Source organism: Clostridium akagii DSM 12554 (genome assembly GCF_000686725.1).
Lineage (GTDB): Bacteria > Bacillota > Clostridia > Clostridiales > Clostridiaceae > Clostridium_I > Clostridium_I akagii.
Genome location: NZ_KK366007.1, coordinates 22576 through 42669, shown reverse-complemented (window position 1 = coordinate 42669; position 20094 = coordinate 22576). Strand labels below are relative to the sequence as shown.

Annotated in this window: 13 protein-coding genes; all 13 read right to left on the bottom strand. The window is 32.7% G+C overall.

Annotation, left to right across the window (positions count from 1 at the left end):
• Positions 1-255: 255 nt before the first annotated feature.
• The 13 genes from BR66_RS0115790 to uvrB all read right to left on the bottom strand — a co-directional run bounded on the left by BR66_RS0115790 (position 256) and on the right by uvrB (position 19953).
• On the bottom strand, positions 256-3753 hold the full coding sequence (locus BR66_RS0115790; protein WP_026883756.1) for a DNA polymerase III subunit alpha: 3498 nt from the start codon (positions 3751-3753) through the stop codon (positions 256-258).
• A gap of 17 nt (positions 3754-3770) precedes the next feature.
• Positions 3771-5087 (bottom strand): DRTGG domain-containing protein, encoded by a 1317-nt coding sequence (locus tag BR66_RS0115785; RefSeq protein ID WP_026883755.1) that lies wholly within the window; start codon positions 5085-5087, stop codon positions 3771-3773.
• A 6-nt stretch (positions 5088-5093) separates the two neighbouring features.
• Positions 5094-6047, bottom strand: coding sequence for a DNA-binding protein WhiA (whiA, locus tag BR66_RS0115780; RefSeq protein ID WP_026883754.1), 954 nt, complete (start codon positions 6045-6047; stop codon positions 5094-5096).
• 7 nt (positions 6048-6054) lie between these two features.
• Positions 6055-7401, bottom strand: a complete 1347-nt coding sequence (locus BR66_RS0115775) for a gluconeogenesis factor YvcK family protein (RefSeq protein WP_026883753.1) — start codon at positions 7399-7401, stop codon at positions 6055-6057.
• Complete coding sequence (gene rapZ, locus BR66_RS0115770; protein WP_026883752.1) at positions 7398-8282, bottom strand: RNase adapter RapZ; 885 nt, start codon at positions 8280-8282, stop codon at positions 7398-7400. Before rapZ ends, BR66_RS0115775 begins: the two co-directional genes overlap by 4 nt.
• A 65-nt stretch (positions 8283-8347) precedes the next feature.
• Entirely contained in the window at positions 8348-9271 is a 924-nt protein-coding gene (gene murB, locus BR66_RS0115765; protein ID WP_026883751.1) for a UDP-N-acetylmuramate dehydrogenase, read from the bottom strand.
• 111 nt (positions 9272-9382) lie between these two features.
• Positions 9383-11248: an excinuclease ABC subunit UvrC gene (gene uvrC / locus BR66_RS0115760; RefSeq protein WP_026883750.1), complete on the bottom strand. Its 1866-nt coding sequence runs from the start codon at positions 11246-11248 to the stop codon at positions 9383-9385.
• 2 nt (positions 11249-11250) lie between these two features.
• On the bottom strand, positions 11251-11871 hold the full coding sequence (locus tag BR66_RS0115755; protein ID WP_026883749.1) for a metal-dependent hydrolase: 621 nt from the start codon (positions 11869-11871) through the stop codon (positions 11251-11253).
• Positions 11872-11907: 36 nt separating this feature from the next.
• Entirely contained in the window at positions 11908-13359 is a 1452-nt protein-coding gene (locus BR66_RS0115750; RefSeq protein ID WP_026883748.1) for a peptidoglycan D,D-transpeptidase FtsI family protein, read from the bottom strand.
• Between the two features lie 2 nt (positions 13360-13361).
• Positions 13362-14564, bottom strand: a complete 1203-nt coding sequence (locus BR66_RS0115745; RefSeq protein ID WP_026883747.1) for an FtsW/RodA/SpoVE family cell cycle protein — start codon at positions 14562-14564, stop codon at positions 13362-13364.
• Positions 14565-14572: 8 nt separating this feature from the next.
• Positions 14573-15049, bottom strand: a complete 477-nt coding sequence (locus BR66_RS0115740; RefSeq protein ID WP_051624271.1) for an FHA domain-containing protein — start codon at positions 15047-15049, stop codon at positions 14573-14575.
• Positions 15050-15127: 78 nt separating this feature from the next.
• A complete protein-coding gene (uvrA, locus tag BR66_RS0115735) occupies positions 15128-17950 on the bottom strand; it encodes an excinuclease ABC subunit UvrA (protein ID WP_026883745.1) in 2823 nt (940 codons plus the stop codon).
• On the bottom strand, positions 17947-19953 hold the full coding sequence (gene uvrB, locus BR66_RS0115730; RefSeq protein ID WP_026883744.1) for an excinuclease ABC subunit UvrB: 2007 nt from the start codon (positions 19951-19953) through the stop codon (positions 17947-17949). Before uvrB ends, uvrA begins: the two co-directional genes overlap by 4 nt.
• Between the last annotated feature and the right edge of the window lie 141 nt (positions 19954-20094).

Genomic DNA, 20094 nt, shown 5'->3' with positions numbered 1-20094 from the left:
CCACTTGGGACTAAACTTGTCCCACATATTTTATAAAATTGCCAAAGTAATTGATATTTCCATTACAAACACTTACCTACCTATACAATTCTAATTGAAATTAGGAAAAACTTCAATGGTTTAAACAAAATATAACACAATTTAATAATTATTTTATGTAAGTTGTAGAATTATATACTCAGTATTTTATAATAAGGCATAACCAATAAAATAGACTAGAATACTAGTTTACTATTTTATTGACTATTCCTAATTTTAAATAACTTTTACATTTTCCTCTCCAAACCTTTTTCTAAGGAAATTCAACGCCTCAATTTCTTCATCTATCCAAAGGTTATCTGGAAGTAAAAATTTTTTTCTTTCTTTTTTAGTACAAATATAAATAGGTGTACTTCCGCTAAATTCAGATAAAGCTCCACTTATTTCACTTATCGTAGCTCTAACCTGTTTTGCTTCTTCAATTTGCACATAAACTTTTGTATCGTTGACTTTCACAAGAGGTTTAATTTCCTCAGCAAGTATTTTAGGCTGTTCCTCTTCTCTAATACTCACTCTACCTTTTATTATAACCAATCCATCTTCATTAATTAAAGTATTACTCTTATCTAATACCTTTGGAAAAACTACAATTTCAATTTCACCATATATGTCTTCAATCTTTATGAAAGCCATCATAGTGTTTTTCTTTGTAATTTTTCTAGAAACTTCTGTTATTATTCCTCCAATTACTACCCTGTCTCCATCTTGAAACTTGAAGTTTTCATCTGCTTCATTAACTTCTAGAGGTGCATCAACTTCTAGGGATTCATCAACTATTATATCTGAAATTTTAGTATTGGTAACAGCGTTAAGAGTTTCTGCGTATTCATCCAGTGGATGCCCTGAAATATAAAGTCCTGTCATTTCTTTTTCCATGGATAAAATATATTTTTTATCAAATTCTTTAATATCAGGATATTTTATATCCATCTCCTGTTCATCTTTGCTACTAAAATCTTCAAAGAGACTCATCTGTCCATCAATATTTTTTTTCCTCTGGCCACCAATGCCGTCCATTATCTTTTCATATACTGCAGAAAGCTTTGACCTATAAACATTAAAGCAATCAAATGCTCCTGCCTTAATTAGGCTTTCTACTGCTCTCTTATTCACAACTCCAATATCGGCTTTATTACAAAAATCCACAAAACTCACAAACTTACCTTTTTGAATGCGAGTAGCTACAATACTCTCTATTACATTAAATCCAACATTTTTAACTGATGCAATACCAAAACGAATGCTCTCACCATTAACCGTAAACTTAGCAAAACTTTCATTTATATCCGGTGGTTTAATCTCAATGTTAATTTCTTTAGTATATCTTACATAATAAGCCACTTTTTCATTAATACCCATAACACTGTTTAACATTGCCGCTATAAATTCTGTTGGATAATATCTCATTAAGTACGCCGTATGGTATGCCACCAATGCATAAGCCGCAGCATGAGATTTATTAAATGCGTAACTTGCAAAATCCATCATAGAATCAAATATTTTATTTGCTGCCACCTCTGAAATACCATTTCTAAGACACCCTGCTACTTCAATGTTACCATCCGCATCAACAATCCCATGGACGAAATTCTTTCTTTCTTCTTCCATAACATGCTGCTTTTTTTTAGACATTGCACGCCTTACAAGGTCACTTCTACCCATAGAATATCCGGCTAAATCCCTTACAATTTGCATTACTTGTTCTTGATAAACCATACACCCATAAGTAACGCCCAGTATTGGTTCCAGTTCTGGTGTTATATATTCTACTTCCAATGGATTATTTTTATTTTTTATATATCTAGGGATCTCATTCATTGGACCCGGTCTATACAAACTAACTCCGGCTATTATATCCTCAAGACTGTCAGGTTTAAGTTCCTTCATAAAGTTTGTCATTCCCGGTGATTCAAACTGGAACACCCCTACAGTTTTTCCTTCACCAATCATCTTATAAACTTTTTTATCATCAGTATCTATATTATCTAAATCTATTGTTATCCCTTTACCATCTTTTATCATGGTTATGGCATTCTTTAAAACTGTGAGAGTTTTAAGTCCAAGGAAATCCATTTTTAAAAGACCAAGTTCCTCTAGGGTACCCATGGTAAATTGGCTCACAATAGCCTCATCATTTTTAAGTAGTGGCACAAAATTAACTAGTGGCTGTGATGCAATAACTACACCCGCAGCATGAGTTGAAGTATGTCTTGGAAGACCTTCCAAATCTTTTGAAACGTCTATAAGTGCTTTTACTCTAGGTTCTTCATCATAGATCTGCTTAAGTTCAGTATTTATCTCCAGTGCCTTATCTATGCTTATATTTAGAATGCTAGGTATCATCTTTGCTATTCTATCAACCTCAGCATAAGAATAGTCCATGGCTCTTCCCACATCCCTAATACAAGCTCTAGGTGCCATTGTTCCAAAGGTTACAATTTGAGATACATTATTTTTACCGTACTTTTCAACAACATAATCTATAACCTCTTGCCTTCTCTCATAACAAAAATCCGAATCTATATCTGGCATAGATACTCTTTCCGGATTCAAAAATCTTTCAAATATAAGATTATATTTTATAGGGTCAATTTTGGTGATTCCAAGAGTATAGGCTACAATAGACCCTGCTCCACTTCCTCTTCCAGGACCTGTTGGTATAAACTTTTCTCTAGCAAACCTTATAAAATCCCAAACTATTAGAAAATAGTCCACATAACCCATAGTCTTAATTATATCTAATTCATATTCAAGCCTATCTGTAAGTTCCTTTGTCATATCACTATATAGTTCATTAAGTCCCTTATAACAAAGTTCCTTCATGTATTCATAATGATCTATCCCTTCTCCTAGTGGGAAATTAGGAAGTTTTGACTTATGAAATTCATAATCAAAATTACACTGATCTGCTATTTTAACAGTATTCTCAAGTGCTTCTTTTACATATGAAAACTGGCTATACATTTCTTCTGGTGATTTCAAATAGAACTGATCTGAAGCATACCGCATTCTATTCTGGTCATCCACGGTTTTTGCCGTCTGAATACATAACAATATGTCATGGGATTTATAATCGCTATTTCTAATATAATGCACATCATTAGTTGCAACTAATGGTATATCTAATTCCTTGGACATATCTACAAGTACTTCATTTACTCTAAGTTGCTCATCCATACCGTGATACTGTAATTCCAAGTAAAAACCATCTTTGAAAGTTTCTTTATAGAAAAGTGCAGATTTTACTGCCTCTTCTTTACCCATTTTTAAAATTTTTGATTGTACCTCTCCACCTAAACATGCACTTAACGCAATAATACCTTCACTGTGCTCCCTTAAGAAATCATGATCAACTCTTGGTTTATAGTAAAAACCATCAATAGAAGCAGCAGAAACAATTTTCATAAGATTTTTATATCCGGTTTCATTTTTAACTAGGAGAACCAAATGATATGTATGATTTTCTGGGTCTGGCTGTTTTATGTGCATGGATTTTCCTGCCACATAAATTTCACAACCTATAATTGGTTTAATACCTGCCTCTTTTGCTGCCTTATAGAAATCCACTACTCCATACATTGCACCATGATCAGTTATTGCCATACTTTTCATTCCAAGCTCTTTAGCTCTAGCAATTAACTTAGTGATTTTTCCAGAACCATCTAAAAGGCTATACTCTGTATGAACATGAAGGTGAACAAAATCTTCGCTCATTGAATACCCCCTATATTTCAATACTTATTTTTAATAATTTTAGCTGATAACATAAGTTTAGATATCAATTTTTCATTTCCACTAAACATATTTACCTCAACCTTGCAAAACGTTCTTCCCATATCTACTATAGTAGTAAAAACCTCTATTTCACTATCCATTTGAACAGGTTTCATAAAATATGTAGTAATACTATCCACAGCTACATTAACATTATTTTTTTCTCTAAGAGTCATTATACCCATGGTTGACAGTAACATATTAAGAGAACTCCATGATGCTATACCAATAACATCTAACATTTGAGCAACTATCTTACCCTTAAAATGCATTTTTCCTTCCTTATGCTCATACTCAAAGTTCTTAAGGATCATGTCTTCAAGCGTCTCCCCTGTTTGGGGTTGCCTTAATGCATATTGTAGTGCTTTTATTACATCCTGTCTATCCACTATACCTAGTAATTTTTTATTCTCAATTACGGGACATATTTCTATACCTTCCCATCCCATAATATGTGCAGCATACGCTACTGTAGTTTTTGATGTAACTGTCATAAAATCCTTATTCATAAATTTGCTGATAGGTTCATCACTATTAGTTTCAATATCAAAGTTAATTTCTTTCTGAGTTATAACCCCAACAACTAAGCCCTTATCATCCATTACTAAATATTTATCTTTTTTAGTTTTTTTAACAAGTTCACTCCATTTACTTACAGTATCATTTACATTCATGCTATAAATTTTTGTCTCCATAATATCTTCTACTAAAATAATTTCTTTTTTTATTAAACTTTCTGATATAGCCCTATTTATCATGGTAGCAATAGTAAAACTATCATAAGATGAGGATATAACTGGAAATTGTTTTTCATTTGCCAATTTTTTTATGTAATCGGTACATTCAAAACCTCCAACTATTAAAACAGCACAATTGTTTATTAATGCTAATTTTTGAATGTCCTCTCTATTTCCAACTATGATTAAGCATCCAGGACTTATATATTTTTTTGCGGCATCATATGTCATTGCAGCTATGACGAATTTATTCAAAGTTTTATTAATTCCATTTTTGCCGCCAAGTATTGTGCCATCAACTATATTTAAAACTTCACTGTAATTAAGTACCTCAATACTCTTCTTTTCAACCTTATCAATCTTAATGGTTCCAACCCTAGGAATAGTAGTAACAATTCCCATATTTTCACATTCTTTAATTGCCCTATATGCCGTACCCTCACTTACCTCAAGTTCAGTAGCTATAGTCCTTACAGATATTTTTGTTCCTTCTGCGATAGTTCCAATATAATTTATAATAGCTTGATGCTTTGACATATATTCCTACTTACCCTCTTTTCTAAGTTCTTCAGCAATTTTTTCAATTCTTCTCAGCCTGTGATTTACTCCCGACTTTCCTACAGGTGGATCTAACATTTGTCCTAACTCATTTAGAGTTTCATCTGGGTAGTTAACTCTTACTTCAGCTATGTCCCTAAGATTTTGAGGTAGTCTTGAAAGCCCAATTTCCCTTTGTATAAGTCTAATGCTTTCAACTTGTCTTACTGAAGCATTTACGGTCTTACTAAGATTGGCAGTTTCACAGTTTACTAGTCTATTTACATTGTTTCTCATTTCTTTCATGATTCTTACGTTTTCAAGTTTCATAAGACTTGAGTGAGCACCAATTATATTTAAAAGGTCAACTATTTGTTCTCCTTCTTTAAGGTACACTACAAAACTGTTTTTTCTCTGTATAACCTTTGAATTCAATCCAAAACAGTTTATTACACCGCTTAAATCTCTAGCGTAGTCCTCATTATGTGTAACAAACTCCAAATGATATGTTTTTTCTGGATTACTTATACTTCCGCCACCTAAAAACGCACCTTTAATATATAATTTTTTACATTCATCGTTTTCAATTATTTTTTTTGGTATGCTGTAGTCAAGTGATATGATACCCTGTTTTTCTTTCAGCACTGATACTTCTTGCAATAAAGTTCTTATTCCCATAGCTTCATTTATATGAACAATGTAAACATTGTTTTTCTTAAGAGAATTGCTCTTTTTAACTAAAATTTCTGTGTGGATATTAAAATTTTCTTTTAATATTTTAAATATGAATCTCGCAATAGCAGGATTTTCTGTAGCCACATTAAAGCTCATTTGTTTATTACCACCTAAAGATAAGGTTCCACTTACTTTCATTATTGCTGAAATAACTGCTATAGCCTCATCCTTAGAAAAATCAGGAAATCTACAAATTTCATTTTTTACACCCGATGAAAATGACATATCTAATTTACTCCCTGCTTGATTTCATTTTGTTTTCCTTCAATCTTTCTGATAAATAGAAGTATTCAATAATCTTCTTTCTATCATAAAATAATTTTTTATCCATTATTGTTTCAATTAATATGGCCGCTAATTTTTCTGAGTCATGTCTTACAAAACCATCTTTTATTTGTATAAAATCACCTTTAGTAATACCTACGCCTAATTTTTCTATTTCTTTTTCATCAATATTAACTAGTTCAGATGTTTTTTCTGAATATTTATCTTGAAATTCATCATCTATTTTTTCAGTATTAACTACTGTATAATCTATTATCCCTTCACCCACATGCTTGTGTATAGCCTTAATATGATCAGATACAGAAAAACCATCGGTTTCTCCCGGCTGAGTCATAATATTTGAAACATAAAGTTTTAATGCTTTTGTTTTTTTAAGTGCATTAGCTATATCTTTAACTAAAAGATTGGGAATAACACTAGTATACAGACTTCCGGGACCTAAAATTATCGCATCAGCCTCCAGAATTGCTGTTATGGCATCATCCATTGCTTTAGCTTCACTTGGAACAATAAATATGCTCTCAATTTGGCTCTGATACTGAGTAACTGCTTCAGGTATATTTGATTCTCCCTCTACCATAACCCCATTATAAAGTTTTGCCTTTAAAGTTACGTCCTCTAAAGTTACAGGTACAACTCTACCTGTAACTGCTAAAACAGAACTCATTTTTCTAACTGCTTCTTCAAAATTAGTTGACATTCCATCCATAGCCGCAAGAAACAAATTACCAAAACTTTGATTTTTAAGTCTCCCCTCAGTGAATCTATATTGCAAAAGTTCCTGCATTATAGGTTCTGTATCTGAAAGGGCTAGAATACAGTTTCTAATGTCTCCTGGAGGGAGTATCCCAAGATCTTCACGTAAATCACCTGAACCGCCACCATCATCTGCAACGGTTACTATAGCAGTTATATTTGACGTATAATATTTTAGGCCTCTTAACATAGTTGAAAGACCTGTTCCCCCTCCAATTGCAACAATTTTTGGGCCCTTTACTAAAAGTCTTTTTTCATAAATAAGATTTCCAAGCTTTCTAGAATCTAATGATACATTTAAATAGCCTTTGTTTATAAGGGATATAATAGATTTCATTCCTTGAGCAACTGCAAAATATAATATAAAAGCTCCACTGAAAACTAGGAAAACATAAAAAGCTGTATATTCTTTGGAATAAAACCTACTATTTCTCATCATCTCAGATAAACCAAAGGTCATCATCATGATACCCAAAACACCAAACATAATCCATCTTTTCACTTTAATTCCTGGTCTAACCCAGTCAATTATTTTCATAATTTTTTACCACCTCTATTTATATCCTCATCGATGTCTCTATGTTCTATATTAGTATTATATCCGTCATCTTTAAGTTTATGGTAAATTTCATTTGCTATTGCCACCGATCTATGTCTGCCACCAGTACATCCGATTGAGATAATAAGCTGCCTCTTACCCTCTTTTAAATAGTTTGGAATCAAATACTTTAACATATCATCTAATTTGTCTATAAATACGTTGGTTTCTTCAAAACCCAGTACATAATCTCTAACCTGCCTGTCATTTCCCGAAAAAGCCTTAAGTTCAGGAATATAAAATGGATTTGGAAGAAATCTTACATCAAATACTAGATCTGAATCCACAGGTATACCATATTTGAATCCGAAAGACAATACAGTTACTATAATTTGTGTCTCTATTTGCCCTTCTCTCTGGTATATACTATTGATTTTTTCTCTGAGCTCACGGTTTGAAAGTTTTGTTGTATCAATAATATTATCCGCCCTATTTCTAACCTCTTTAAGTCTGTTCCTCTCAAGTTCTATACCCTTTAAAATTCTTCCCTGTGGGGCAAGTGGATGTTTTCTTCTTGACTCTTTATACCTTTTTATCAATACCTCATCACTGGCATCTAAGTATAATATCTCATAACTATATCCGTTATTCTTTATTTCTTTAAGGCTTTGAAATAAGTCATCAAAAAATTTTCCGCCTCTTATATCTATTACTAAAGCAACCCTGTCTATATTGCCTTCTGCTCGAAAACAATCGTCAGCAAATTTAGATATCAAAGTTGGAGGTAAGTTATCAACACAAAAATATCCCAAATCCTCAAGACTTCTTACCGCTTGAGTCTTACCTGCCCCTGATAATCCAGTTACAATTACAAATCTCATATAACTTCCTCCTCCTTATAGGTCTTCCCCTATGGAAAACTTTATTATTGTTACAGGCTGTGATTTTAAAGTATTTTGTCTTCACCTATTATTCTAACCTCAGGACATAACTCAACATTATACTTTTCTTTTACTGTTTTTTGAACAAGTTTAATTAAATCTAAAACATCCTGCGCCGTAGCATGATTTTCATTGATTATAAACCCTGAATGTTTCATAGAAACCTGTGCTCCACCAACTCTTACACCTTTTAATTCACTATCTTGAATCAATTTTCCTGCATAATAACCTTCTGGCCTTTTAAATGTACTTCCTGCAGAAGGATATTCTAGTGGTTGCTTATCATGCCTTCTTTTAGTGAGTTCTTCCATTCTATTGTTAATTTTATCATACTCACCTTGTTTTAGTGCAAATGTAACCTCTAAAGCCACATAATTTTTTTTAAGTACAATACTGTTTCTATATTCTAATTGTAACTGTTCCTTATTAAGTTTCAACAAATTTCCATCATTATCTAAAACTATAGCACTTTCAACAACAAATGACATCTCACCATCGTATGCACCTGCATTCATAGTCAATGCTCCACCAACGCTCCCTGGAATCCCACATGCAAATTCCAATCCTGTAAGCGATGCTTTTCTTGCTGCAAAACTAGTTTTTCCAAGAGTAGCTCCACTTTCAGCAGTTATTCTAGTAGATGAGACAGTAATTTTATCCAGTTTTGAAAGTTTTATTACTACACCTCTTATCCCGCCATCTTTAACAACTATGTTAGATCCATTTCCTATTATATAAAAAGGTATACCCTCATTCTTGCACAATTTAATTATATTTGCCACTTCTTCATTACTTGTTGGTGTTACAAGTATATCTGCAGGTCCACCTACTTTGAAAGATGTATAGTTTTTCATTTCTGCTTGAATCTTTATATTTTCATTCTTAATTGTCTCTTGTAATTTCACCATTATGTTATCAAAACGCCTCATTTAGAATCTCCTCAAAAATTATTCATATAAATTTAAGTATAATGTAAATTACATTTCTAATCAAGGACTAAATCTTTTGTCCTTGCTTTTCTATATATATTAATGAATATATTACTTATTTTTATTAAAATAATCATATATGCTAGTAGCTGCTTTTTTATCTATAGAAACTGTATCTAAAAGTTCTTCATAATTAGCTTTTTTTATATTTTCTATACTTTTAAATTTTTTCAGCAATTCTTTCCTTCTTTTCTCCCCAATACTTGGTATATCATCAAGTATTGAATGTAATACTCTCTTATCTCTAAGACTTCTGTGATAGGTAATTGCAAATCTATGAACTTCATCCTGTATTCTTGTAACAAGATGTTTAACACTTTGTTTGCCATTTAAATTTATTTCTTTATCATTATATATAAGCCCTCTAGTATTATGTTTATCATCCTTAACCATTCCACAAACAGGTATATCTATATTAAAACTTTTTAATACTTGAAGAGCCACATTAACCTGTCCTAGACCACCATCCATAAGAATGAGATCCGGAAACACACAAAATTTTCCTGCGCTCAGTGACAAATTTCTTTCTGCAATTTCCTTAACTTCATCCAATCCGTGTTGAAACCTTCTTGTTAATATTTCCCTCATACTATCATAATCATTAGCACCTTTAACAGTTTTTATTCTAAATCTTCTGTAATCACTGTTTTTAGGTTTTCCATTTTCGAAAACTATCATAGATCCTACAGAATCAACCCCCTGAATGTTAGAAATATCATAAGCCTCAATTCTCTTAGGCAACTCTTCAAGTTCTAACACTTGTGCAAATTCATTAATAGTATCTTTGTTTATAACTTTATCCTGTAAAATTTTTAATTTAAATTGGTCCATCACAGAGTTTGCATTTTTCCAAACCATTTCTAATAAATCCTTTTTAGAACCTTTTTGTGGAATATGTATCTCTACCTTTCCATTCTTCTTCATGGACAACCAGTTTTCTAAAAGCTCCGAATCTAAAATAGCTGGAACATATATTGTTTTTGGAACAAAGGCAACTCCTCCATAAAATTCTTTTATAAACTCTGTAATTATTGCTGAGTTTTCTTCACCAGAAGTGTCCTCCACTATAAAGTGTTCCCTTCCTGTTATATTTCCATCTCGGAGGAAAAATATATTTATGCAAGTATCATTTTCATCACTATCTAAATTAATAAAATCCTCATTTTCGAAATTACCAGTCATTATCTTTTGCTTTTCTGTTATTTTTCCCACTGCAATGATTTTATCCCTGTAGGAAGCAGCACTTTCAAACTCTAAATTATTAGCTTTTTCTTCCATTATACCAGTCAATTGTTTTATTATAGCAGTGTCCTTACCATTTAAAATATCAGTTATCCCTTTAACTATTTCTCCATAACTTGATTTACTTATAAGTCCAGCGCAAGGTGCATCACATAAATGTATATAGTGATTTAGGCAAGGTCTTGTTTTTTCTCCCCCTTCTTTTATACTCCTTTTACATGTCCTTATAGGAAATATTTTTTTTACAAGTTCTATAGTTTCATATACAGCTGATACATTTGTATATGGTCCAAAATATTTAGATCCATCTTTAGCTAAAATTCTCGTAATAAATACTCTTGGGAAGTCCTCATTAGTAGTTACTTTAATGAACGGATAGTGCTTATCGTCTTTAAGAAGGATATTATATCGTGGCTTATACTTCTTTATAAGATTACATTCCAAAATTAATGCTTCCATCTCTGAATCCGTAACAATGTACTCAAACTCAGCTATATTTTTTACCATAGCTTTTACTTTAACAGAATGATTTTTGGAGCTCTTAAAATATTGCTTTACTCTGTTTTTTAAGATTTTTGCTTTTCCCACATAGATAATTTCTCCAAGAGAATTTTTCATAAGATACACTCCCGGTTTATCCGGTAAAATCTTTATTTGATATTCAAAATCAAACATTATCACACCCCCAGTTTTATCCGTAGTAATAGTGGTATATTATAAGCAATATATAAAATTGAACAAATAATTATGATTTCCTCTATAACATTTCCTTTTTTGGAACCTACCCTAAATGAGATAGGAAATTTTATATTCTTATTTCTTAAAGGATAAAATAGAGGTACACCCCTATTGGTAAACATATCACCTATAATATGAGAAGCATAACCAAGAATAAAATAATATACTAAATTTTTATCATTATATATATTTCCTATATAATTTGCAACAAAAGCAAAAATTATAACCCCAGAAATACTATGTGTAAGTCCAGTTCTATGGGATGAAAAAGCTACTATAATAAGAATCGCTCCTGCCACATTTAATTCAGGTATCCTCTCATATTTAAAATTGAAAATTAATAGAGCAATACCCAAAGATCCATATACTATAAATTTAACTCTATTACTTTTTACTGGTAATATATATTTATTAAATATACTTTTCGGATGATCAACATCTGGTAGTAATGAAGCTATAACAAGAATCGCTATGGACATAATATTCATTACACCAGGCAACCTATTACTTAATGCAATACCTATTGCTGTTCCTAGTCCAACGTGAGTCTTTCCTGTCATTGTCATTACCTGCCTATTTCAGTTCTAAGTTTCTCACTATTTGGTCAAAGAGGCTTGTATTACACCGCCTGCAATTTTTGCTGCTGCTATTCCTCCTTGACCACCATCTTCTACAATAACTGCTACTGCAATAGTAGGATCATTTTCTGGTGCAAACCCAATAAACCATGAATGAGGAGTCGCATCTTTGGTGCCTTCTTTATGGTCTGCAGTACCAGTTTTTCCTGCCACATTTAAACCACTTATATTAGCTGCTGATCCAGTCCCATCCGTTACAACACCTCTCATGAATTCCTTCATAGTGCTAGCAATCTCTGGAGTGATTATTGTTCCAAGTGAAATATTATTAAATGTTTTTATAGTATTACCATTACTATCCACTACAGAATTTACAACATGTGGTTCCATCATAATCCCATTATTAGCTATTGTACTAGCTACCATGGCCATTTGCATTGGGGTAGCTAGTACTTGGCTTTGTCCTATGGCACTTTGAGCTATATTCCCCTTCTCATAACTCTTAAACGTAGGAAATCTACTCTTATCAATGACAATACCATCACTTGGTAAATTTTTATTGAAATAGAAGCTTTCAGCTGTATTTTTTAAATTAGTATTTCCAAGTTCTAATCCAATAGTACCAAACACAACATTACTGGAATGAACATAAGCCTGTTTAAAATTAATGCTTCCAAAAGATTCTCCTGCAAAGTCATTTAGAGATTCTGTAGCATTAAATCTAAGAGTTCCATTATCCACAAAAGTTTTATTCATTATTCCACTTATGTTTTCTTGTGCACTAACAGCTGTAACCGTCTTAAATGTTGAACCAGGTGGATAAAGCCCAGATACTGCCCTATTTAGAAGTGGTCTATTAACGTCAGTATTCATAGCAGACCAATTAGCTTTCAATGCTTCGCTATTAGGATCATAAGAAGGTTTGGATACCATGGCAATTATCTCACCACTCTTGGGATTTATTGCCACAACTGCACCCTTATTATTCCCTAGTAAATCAAATGCTGTTTTTTGCACATTACTATCAATTGTTGTTATTAAGTCATTACCTTTTTTATCCTGCTGTTTTACAGTTCCCTTGCTAGCGATTAACTGTTTTATATACTCAGTTATTCCTATGTTGCTTGAGGCTGTAAGATATTTATCATATTGTGATTCAAGTCCTGTAAGTCCATATTGCGTATTTGCATACCCTATCACATGTGCAAAATCCGCTCCACCTGGATATTGTCTATTCTGTGTAACATCGTCGTTAGCTCTTGTACTTACTGCTAATTGAACTTTATTTTTATCATATATTGTTCCTCTTAGAACCTTGTTTCTTGTTGCCCAAAGTCTTGCATTATCGGAGTTGTTAACAATCTTTGGTGCTGTGTACAGTTCAAAATAAGCCACATAGGATATAACTATTACAAACAACAATAAAAATACAAATAGAACTTTTTTTATACCAGTTGAAATCTCATCCATAGCTACCTACCTCCTTCTGAAATCTTTTGGAGTACGCCAAGAGCCATAAAAGTTATAAGCATTGATGTACCTCCGTAACTTACTAAAGGAAGTGTTATTCCTGTAAGTGGAATCATATTTGTAACCCCACCAACTATAACTAGAACTTGAGCTGCTATCATAGAACTATATCCCACAGCAAGCATTCTTGAAAATTTATCTTCTGCTAATATAGCTGCTCTCATACATCTATAAACAAGTAAGAAAAACAATATCATTATTGCAAATCCTATTAGTGCGCCCATCTCCTCACATATTGCTGAAAAGATAAAATCGTCAATATTTACAGGTACTATATTTGGAAACCCTAGACCAAGTCCAGTACCAGATAGTCCACCCCACGCTATAGAATACATAGATTGTACAACCTGATAACTTTGGTCCGCCTTGTATGGCCATGGGTTTTGCCAAATCATAACTCTAAGTCTCACATGACTAAAAAGTTTATAACTTACCATAGCTCCAATTACAAATAGTGCCAAACTAACTATTACATATTTAGCCTTTTCAGTTGCAATATAAAGCATAGCCACTGCAATAGTAAAAAATATAAGAGCAGAACCAAGATCCTTCTGAAGTACCATAAATCCAAGCGTGGCCATAACAACACATGCCGGTTCAATAAGTTGTTTGAAATTTTTATAGTCCTTTAGAGAAGATGCCAAATAAGCTATAAAAAATAGCTTTCCAAATTCCGATGGTTGGAAACTCAATCCATGAAATCTAACCCAGTTTTGCGATCCATTTACTGATGTACCAATAAAGGTTGCCATTCCTATAAATAAAAGCGTACATACTAAATATACATACCTGTATTTTCCATATTTTTTAAGTTCAGGTAATAATACCACTATCAATATAAAAGCCGCTATTCCCAGTACAAACCAAATGATCTGTTTTATTGCGCTTGGAGCACTTAATCTATAAATCATTACCATTCCTATGCTTGAAAGAATACATGCAAAAATCAGTATGTATTTATCTCCATCAGGGAAAAATCTTCTCACTACAAAATGCGCATACCCCATAAGTACGCAAATTACTACTCCTATTATAAGGGCGCTACTATCAAATGTAGGCTTAATTACAGCTAAATTAAAAAAGCTAACTAAGCAAAAAAGATATGTTGCCCTTAAAAGTTTCTTTTCATCTTTTAAACTCTCCATATCTTCACCTATCCTATTACTTTAAACAAAGTTGTTCCTATTTTAAGTTCATCTCCAGAACGAATATATACTTTGTTGTCTATTCTTTCTCCATTTAACACCGTACCATTGGTACTTTTTAAATCCTCTAACACATAATTATTATTTTTCTGATAAATTCTGGCATGATGCCCCGATACATATCCTTCCTCAATTACAACTACATTATCTTCTCTTCGTCCTATTGTAACTTCTCCGTTAATTGGTACTACCGAACCTATTTTTAACGTCTTACTTATTCCAGCATCAACAACCTCAAGCCCAAAGGTCTTTTGTTTTTGCGATCTTACTTGTTTCCTATCTCCATTTTTTAAATCTTTATACATTATTTTAAGTGCAAAAAATATTATAGCATATATTATTCCAATAATAATAAACTTAAAAACAGTGCTTAGCTGGCCGAGTCCTGAAAGACTAATTCCGGCTAGATATATATTACTTGACATCAAGCATTCCACCCTCTTATAATCATAATAATAAAGGACTAGCGTGTTGTTTCAAATGCTAGTCCAGTCTTAATTCAATTATAACATTTTTTTTAAATATTGTCCTGTGTAGGAGGAATTATTTTTCACAATGTCTTCTGGAGTCCCAGTACATAATATATTACCACCTTTTTCTCCACCTTCAGGTCCAATATCAATAACATTGTCTGCGCATTTAATCAGGTCCAAGTTATGCTCTATTACAACAATAGTATTTCCAGCATCAACAAGTCTCTGTAATATTAAAATCAATTTTCTAACGTCATCAATATGAAGACCCGTAGTTGGTTCATCAAGTATATACAAAGTTCTACCTGTACCTCTTTTAGATAATTCAAATGCCAATTTAATCCTTTGGGCCTCTCCACCTGATAATTGCGTAGAAGGCTGACCAAGTTTAACATATCCAAGTCCAACATCCATAAGTGTATCTAACTTATTTTTAATTCTTGGAATATTCTCAAAAAATACTTGTGCTACTTCCACAGTCATATTCAAAATGTCGTCTATATTTTTACCTTTATATTTTATCTCTAGAGTTTCTCTATTATACCTTTTTCCCTTACATACCTCACAAGGAACATACACATCTGATAAAAATTGCATCTCGATTTTAATTATTCCATCGCCTCTACAAGCTTCACATCGTCCGCCCTTAACATTGAAACTAAATCTTCCTGGTTTATAACCTCTCATTTTAGAATCATTTGTAACTGAAAACAATTCTCTTATTATGTCAAATACTCCAGTGTAAGTAGCAGGATTTGATCTCGGTGTTCTACCAATAGGGCTTTGATCTATATTTATAATTTTATCTATATTTTCAATGCCCTGTATCTCCTTATGTTTACCTGGATTTGCTTTGTTATTATTTAATTTTCTATTGATTCCCTTAAATAATATCTCATTTACAAGAGTACTTTTTCCTGAACCTGAAACACCAGTTACGCAATTAAACACACCTAGTGGAAATTCTACATTTAAGTTTTTAAGATTATTTTCCTTGGCACCAATTATTTTAAGTTGGTTTCCATTTCCTTTTCTTCTCTGCTTTGGTATATCAATTTTTTTAACACCTGTAAGATATTGACCCGTTATTGATTGCTTACATTTTTTTATTTGCTCTACAGTTCCAGCAGCTACAACTTCTCCACCATGTTCTCCAGCCCCTGGTCCAATATCCACCACATAATCAGCTTCTCTAATGGTATCTTCATCATGCTCAACCACAATAAGAGTATTTCCAATATCTCTAAGATGCTTCATAGTATGAATTAGCCTATCATTATCTCTTTGATGAAGACCAATACTTGGCTCATCTAGTATGTATAAAACTCCAACTAAACTTGATCCAATCTGAGTGGCAATCCTTATTCTTTGAGATTCACCTCCTGAAAGTGTTTTTGCCCCTCTAGTAAGGTTTAGATAATCTAATCCTACATCTAGCAGGAATTGAAGTCTGTTTTTTATTTCCTTTATAATCTGATTACTAATTATTTTATCCTTTTCACTTAATTCTAAACCATCTAAATAATTTAATTCTTCCCTTATAGGCAAACTACAAAATTCATGAACATTTTTATCTCCAATGGTAACAGATAAAACCTCTGGTTTTAGTCTTGCTCCCTTGCATTTTGGGCACGGAGTATCAGTCATAAAATTCTCAATATCAGTCTTTATGTAATCTGATCCGCTCTCCATATATCTTCTTTTAAGTTCAGTTATAATTCCCTCAAAACGATGGCTAAACTGCATATCTTGATTATCCTTTTTATAATATACAGTAATTCTTTCACCATCACTGCCATATAACAAAACATTTAAGATTTTAGGATCTAAATCATTAATTGGAGTATCAATACTAAACTTATATTTTTTCTGAAGCGCTGTTAAAATTGCAAAGGTCCAAGAATCTTCTTTTAATCTTCCATCACCCCAAGATGCTATGGCACCTTCAGATATACTTTTACTTTTATCAGGAATAATCAAATCCTCATCAATTTCCAAAAGGGTTCCAAGTCCATCACAAGTATCACACTTACCAAAAGGTGCATTAAAAGAGAACATTCTTGGTGTCAATTCATCAAGACTTATTCCACAATCAGCGCAGGCAAAAGCTTCACTAAAAATCAAATCTTTTTTCCCTGGAATATTAATAATAACAGTACCTTCTGTTAGTTTTAATGCTGCTTCTAAGGAATCTGACAATCTACTGGTAACTCCTTCTTTAATAACAAGTCTATCAATTACCGCATCTATGTCATGTTTTTTAGTCTTTTCAAGTTTTAAATTGTCATCCTCAATTTCAATTATTTCTCCATCAACTCTAACCCTCACAAAACCATTTTTCTTTATATTTTCAAGTACCTTAGTATGTTCACCTTTTCTGCCCTTTACAACTGGTGCCAATACTTGTATTTTTGTCTTTTCACCTAAAGCTAGAATCTGATCTATCATTTGATCTACTGTTTGCTGCTTTATCTCTTTTCCACACTTCGGACAATGAGGTACACCAATATTTCCATATAGAAGTCTCAAATAATCATATATCTCAGTAACTGTTCCAACGGTGGAACGAGGGTTTCTCCCTGAAGTCTTTTGGTCAATGGAAATTGCCGGTGAAAGTCCTTCAATGGATTCAACATCTGGTTTATCCATCTGACCTAGAAACTGTCTTGCATAGGAGGACAAAGACTCCATATAACGTCTCTGCCCCTCAGCATATAATGTGTCAAAAGCAAGTGATGATTTTCCTGAACCGGAGAGCCCAGTAAAAACAATAAATTTATCCCTTGGCAATGTCAAACTAACATTCTTTAAATTATTTACATTTGCACCTTTGATAACTATTTGGTTTCTCAAATTTTTCCACCTCTTATCTGTTTCTTTTGTTCTTTTTGTAGTTTATATATCATATCTCTAATTTTTCCAGCTCGTTCAAACTGTAAATCTTTAGATGCATTATTCATTTCAATCTCATATTTTTTTATGGTTTTTCCTATACTTTCAATACTGCCCTTTATTGCCTCTTCTAAACTACCATACTCACTTTTCTCTTCGGCCACCGCTGATATCTCTATAATATCCCTTATATCCTTTTTAACAGTAGTAGGAGTTAATCCATGTTTCTCGTTATAAGCTATTTGTATAGCTCTTCTTCTGTTTGTCTCACTAATAGCCCTATCCATAGATCCTGTAATATGGTCTGCATACATTACAACCTTACTTTCAGAGTTTCTAGCTGCTCTTCCTATAGTCTGAATAAGAGCAGTTTCTGATCTTAAAAAACCTTCCTTATCTGCATCAAGTATTGCCACTAGTGCAACCTCTGGAATATCAAGTCCCTCTCTCAAAAGATTAATCCCAACTAAAACATCTGCTTCACCTTTTCTAAGTTCTTGTATAATCTTCATTCTCTCCATAGTGTCAATACCTGAATGCATATATCTGGCTTTTATATTCATATCCTTTAAATAATCTGTTAAATCCTCAGACATTTTTTTCGTAAGTGTTGTTACCAAAACTCTGAATCCCTTTTCTATAGTCCTATTTATCTGCCCATAGAGATCATCAATTTCACCCTTAACAGGAAGTACCACTATTTCCGGATCCAAAAGCCCCGTAGGCCTTATTATCTGCTCTGCCACATTAGTGGAATGTTCCAATTCGTATTTACTTGGAGTGGCACTTACAAATACCACCTGTTTAAATTTCTTTTCAAACTCCTCGAATCTAAGTGGTCTATTGTCAAAAGCTGATGGAAGCCTAAATCCATAGTCTATAAGTGTATTTTTTCTAGACCTATCTCCACCATACATTGCTCTTACCTGGGGAAGAGTTACATGACTTTCATCTATAAACAATAATAGATCATCTGGAAAATAATCAATAAGTGTTTTTGGTGGCTCACCTGGAGTTCTCCCATCCATAATTCTAGAATAGTTTTCAATACCAGTGCAGTAGCCAACCTCTCTCATCATTTCTATATCATAATTAGTTCTCTGCTTCAGTCTCTGTGCCTCTAATAATTTGTCTTGTGAAATCAGCTCATTAAGTCTTTCTTCAAGCTCCCATTCAATTTGCTTAATGGCAGCCTCCACATTTTCTTTTGAAGTTGCAAAGTGAGAAGCTGGAAATATAACCGCATGCTTAAGAGAACCTATAATATTTCCTGTTAAAACATCAAATTCCTTTATTTTTTCTATTTCATCCCCAAAAAATTCAATTCTTATACCTTTGTTTGTAGCAGAGGCTGGAAATATATCCAAAGTATCTCCTCTAACTCTAAACGTACCCCTGACGAAATTGATTTCATTTCTCTCATATTGTATTTCAATAAGCTTTTTAAGAACTTCATCCCTCTCCTTCTCCATGCCAACTCTAAGCGAAATTGAAAGCTTCTTATATTCATCTGGATTACCTAATCCATATATACAAGAAACTGAACACACGATTATCACATCTCGTCTTTCAAAAAGTGCAGAAGTAGCGGAATGTCTAAGTTTATCTATTTCATCATTTATTGAAGCATCCTTTTCAATAAACGTGTCTGTCTGTGGTACATATGCTTCTGGTTGATAATAATCATAATAGGATACAAAATACTCCACAGCACTATCAGGAAAAAAGTCTCTGAATTCGGAACATAGTTGTGCTGCTAAGGTTTTATTATGTGCCAAAACCAAAGTCGGTCTTTGTACTCTTTCAATAACGTTTGCCATGGTAAAAGTTTTACCTGAACCTGTAACTCCAAGTAAGGTCTGACATTTATCTTTATCTTCTATTAATCCATGCACCAAACTATCTATTGCTGTTGGCTGATCACCCGTGGGCTTAAACTTTGAACATAATTTAAATTCATTCATAATTTCACCTCAATTGAACGCTTGTTCGTATTATTATTTTATACTTTCATTGAATTAAAGTCAACAAAAAAAAAGCAGAATTTTGCTATTAACTAGAGAGCTCTATCCATCTAATTTAAGTACAGTTTCAAGATATTTAAT

Excerpts from the sequence above, each read along its gene's own strand:
- uvrB (WP_026883744.1), bottom strand. The coding sequence starts at position 19,953 with ATGAATGAATTTAAATTATGTTCAAAGTTTAAGCCCACGGGTGATCAG.
- BR66_RS0115785 (WP_026883755.1), bottom strand. The coding sequence starts at position 5,087 with ATGTCAAAGCATCAAGCTATTATAAATTATATTGGAACTATCGCAGAA.
- uvrC (WP_026883750.1), bottom strand. The coding sequence starts at position 11,248 with ATGTTTGATTTTGAATATCAAATAAAGATTTTACCGGATAAACCGGGA.
- BR66_RS0115775 (WP_026883753.1), bottom strand. The coding sequence starts at position 7,401 with ATGAAAATAATTGACTGGGTTAGACCAGGAATTAAAGTGAAAAGATGG.
- rapZ (WP_026883752.1), bottom strand. The coding sequence starts at position 8,282 with ATGAGATTTGTAATTGTAACTGGATTATCAGGGGCAGGTAAGACTCAA.
- BR66_RS0115790 (WP_026883756.1), bottom strand. The coding sequence starts at position 3,753 with ATGAGCGAAGATTTTGTTCACCTTCATGTTCATACAGAGTATAGCCTT.
- BR66_RS0115745 (WP_026883747.1), bottom strand. The coding sequence starts at position 14,564 with ATGGAGAGTTTAAAAGATGAAAAGAAACTTTTAAGGGCAACATATCTT.
- BR66_RS0115750 (WP_026883748.1), bottom strand. The coding sequence starts at position 13,359 with ATGGATGAGATTTCAACTGGTATAAAAAAAGTTCTATTTGTATTTTTA.
- whiA (WP_026883754.1), bottom strand. The coding sequence starts at position 6,047 with ATGTCATTTTCATCGGGTGTAAAAAATGAAATTTGTAGATTTCCTGAT.
- BR66_RS0115740 (WP_051624271.1), bottom strand. The coding sequence starts at position 15,049 with ATGTCAAGTAATATATATCTAGCCGGAATTAGTCTTTCAGGACTCGGC.
- murB (WP_026883751.1), bottom strand. The coding sequence starts at position 9,271 with ATGAGGCGTTTTGATAACATAATGGTGAAATTACAAGAGACAATTAAG.
- BR66_RS0115755 (WP_026883749.1), bottom strand. The coding sequence starts at position 11,871 with ATGACAGGAAAGACTCACGTTGGACTAGGAACAGCAATAGGTATTGCA.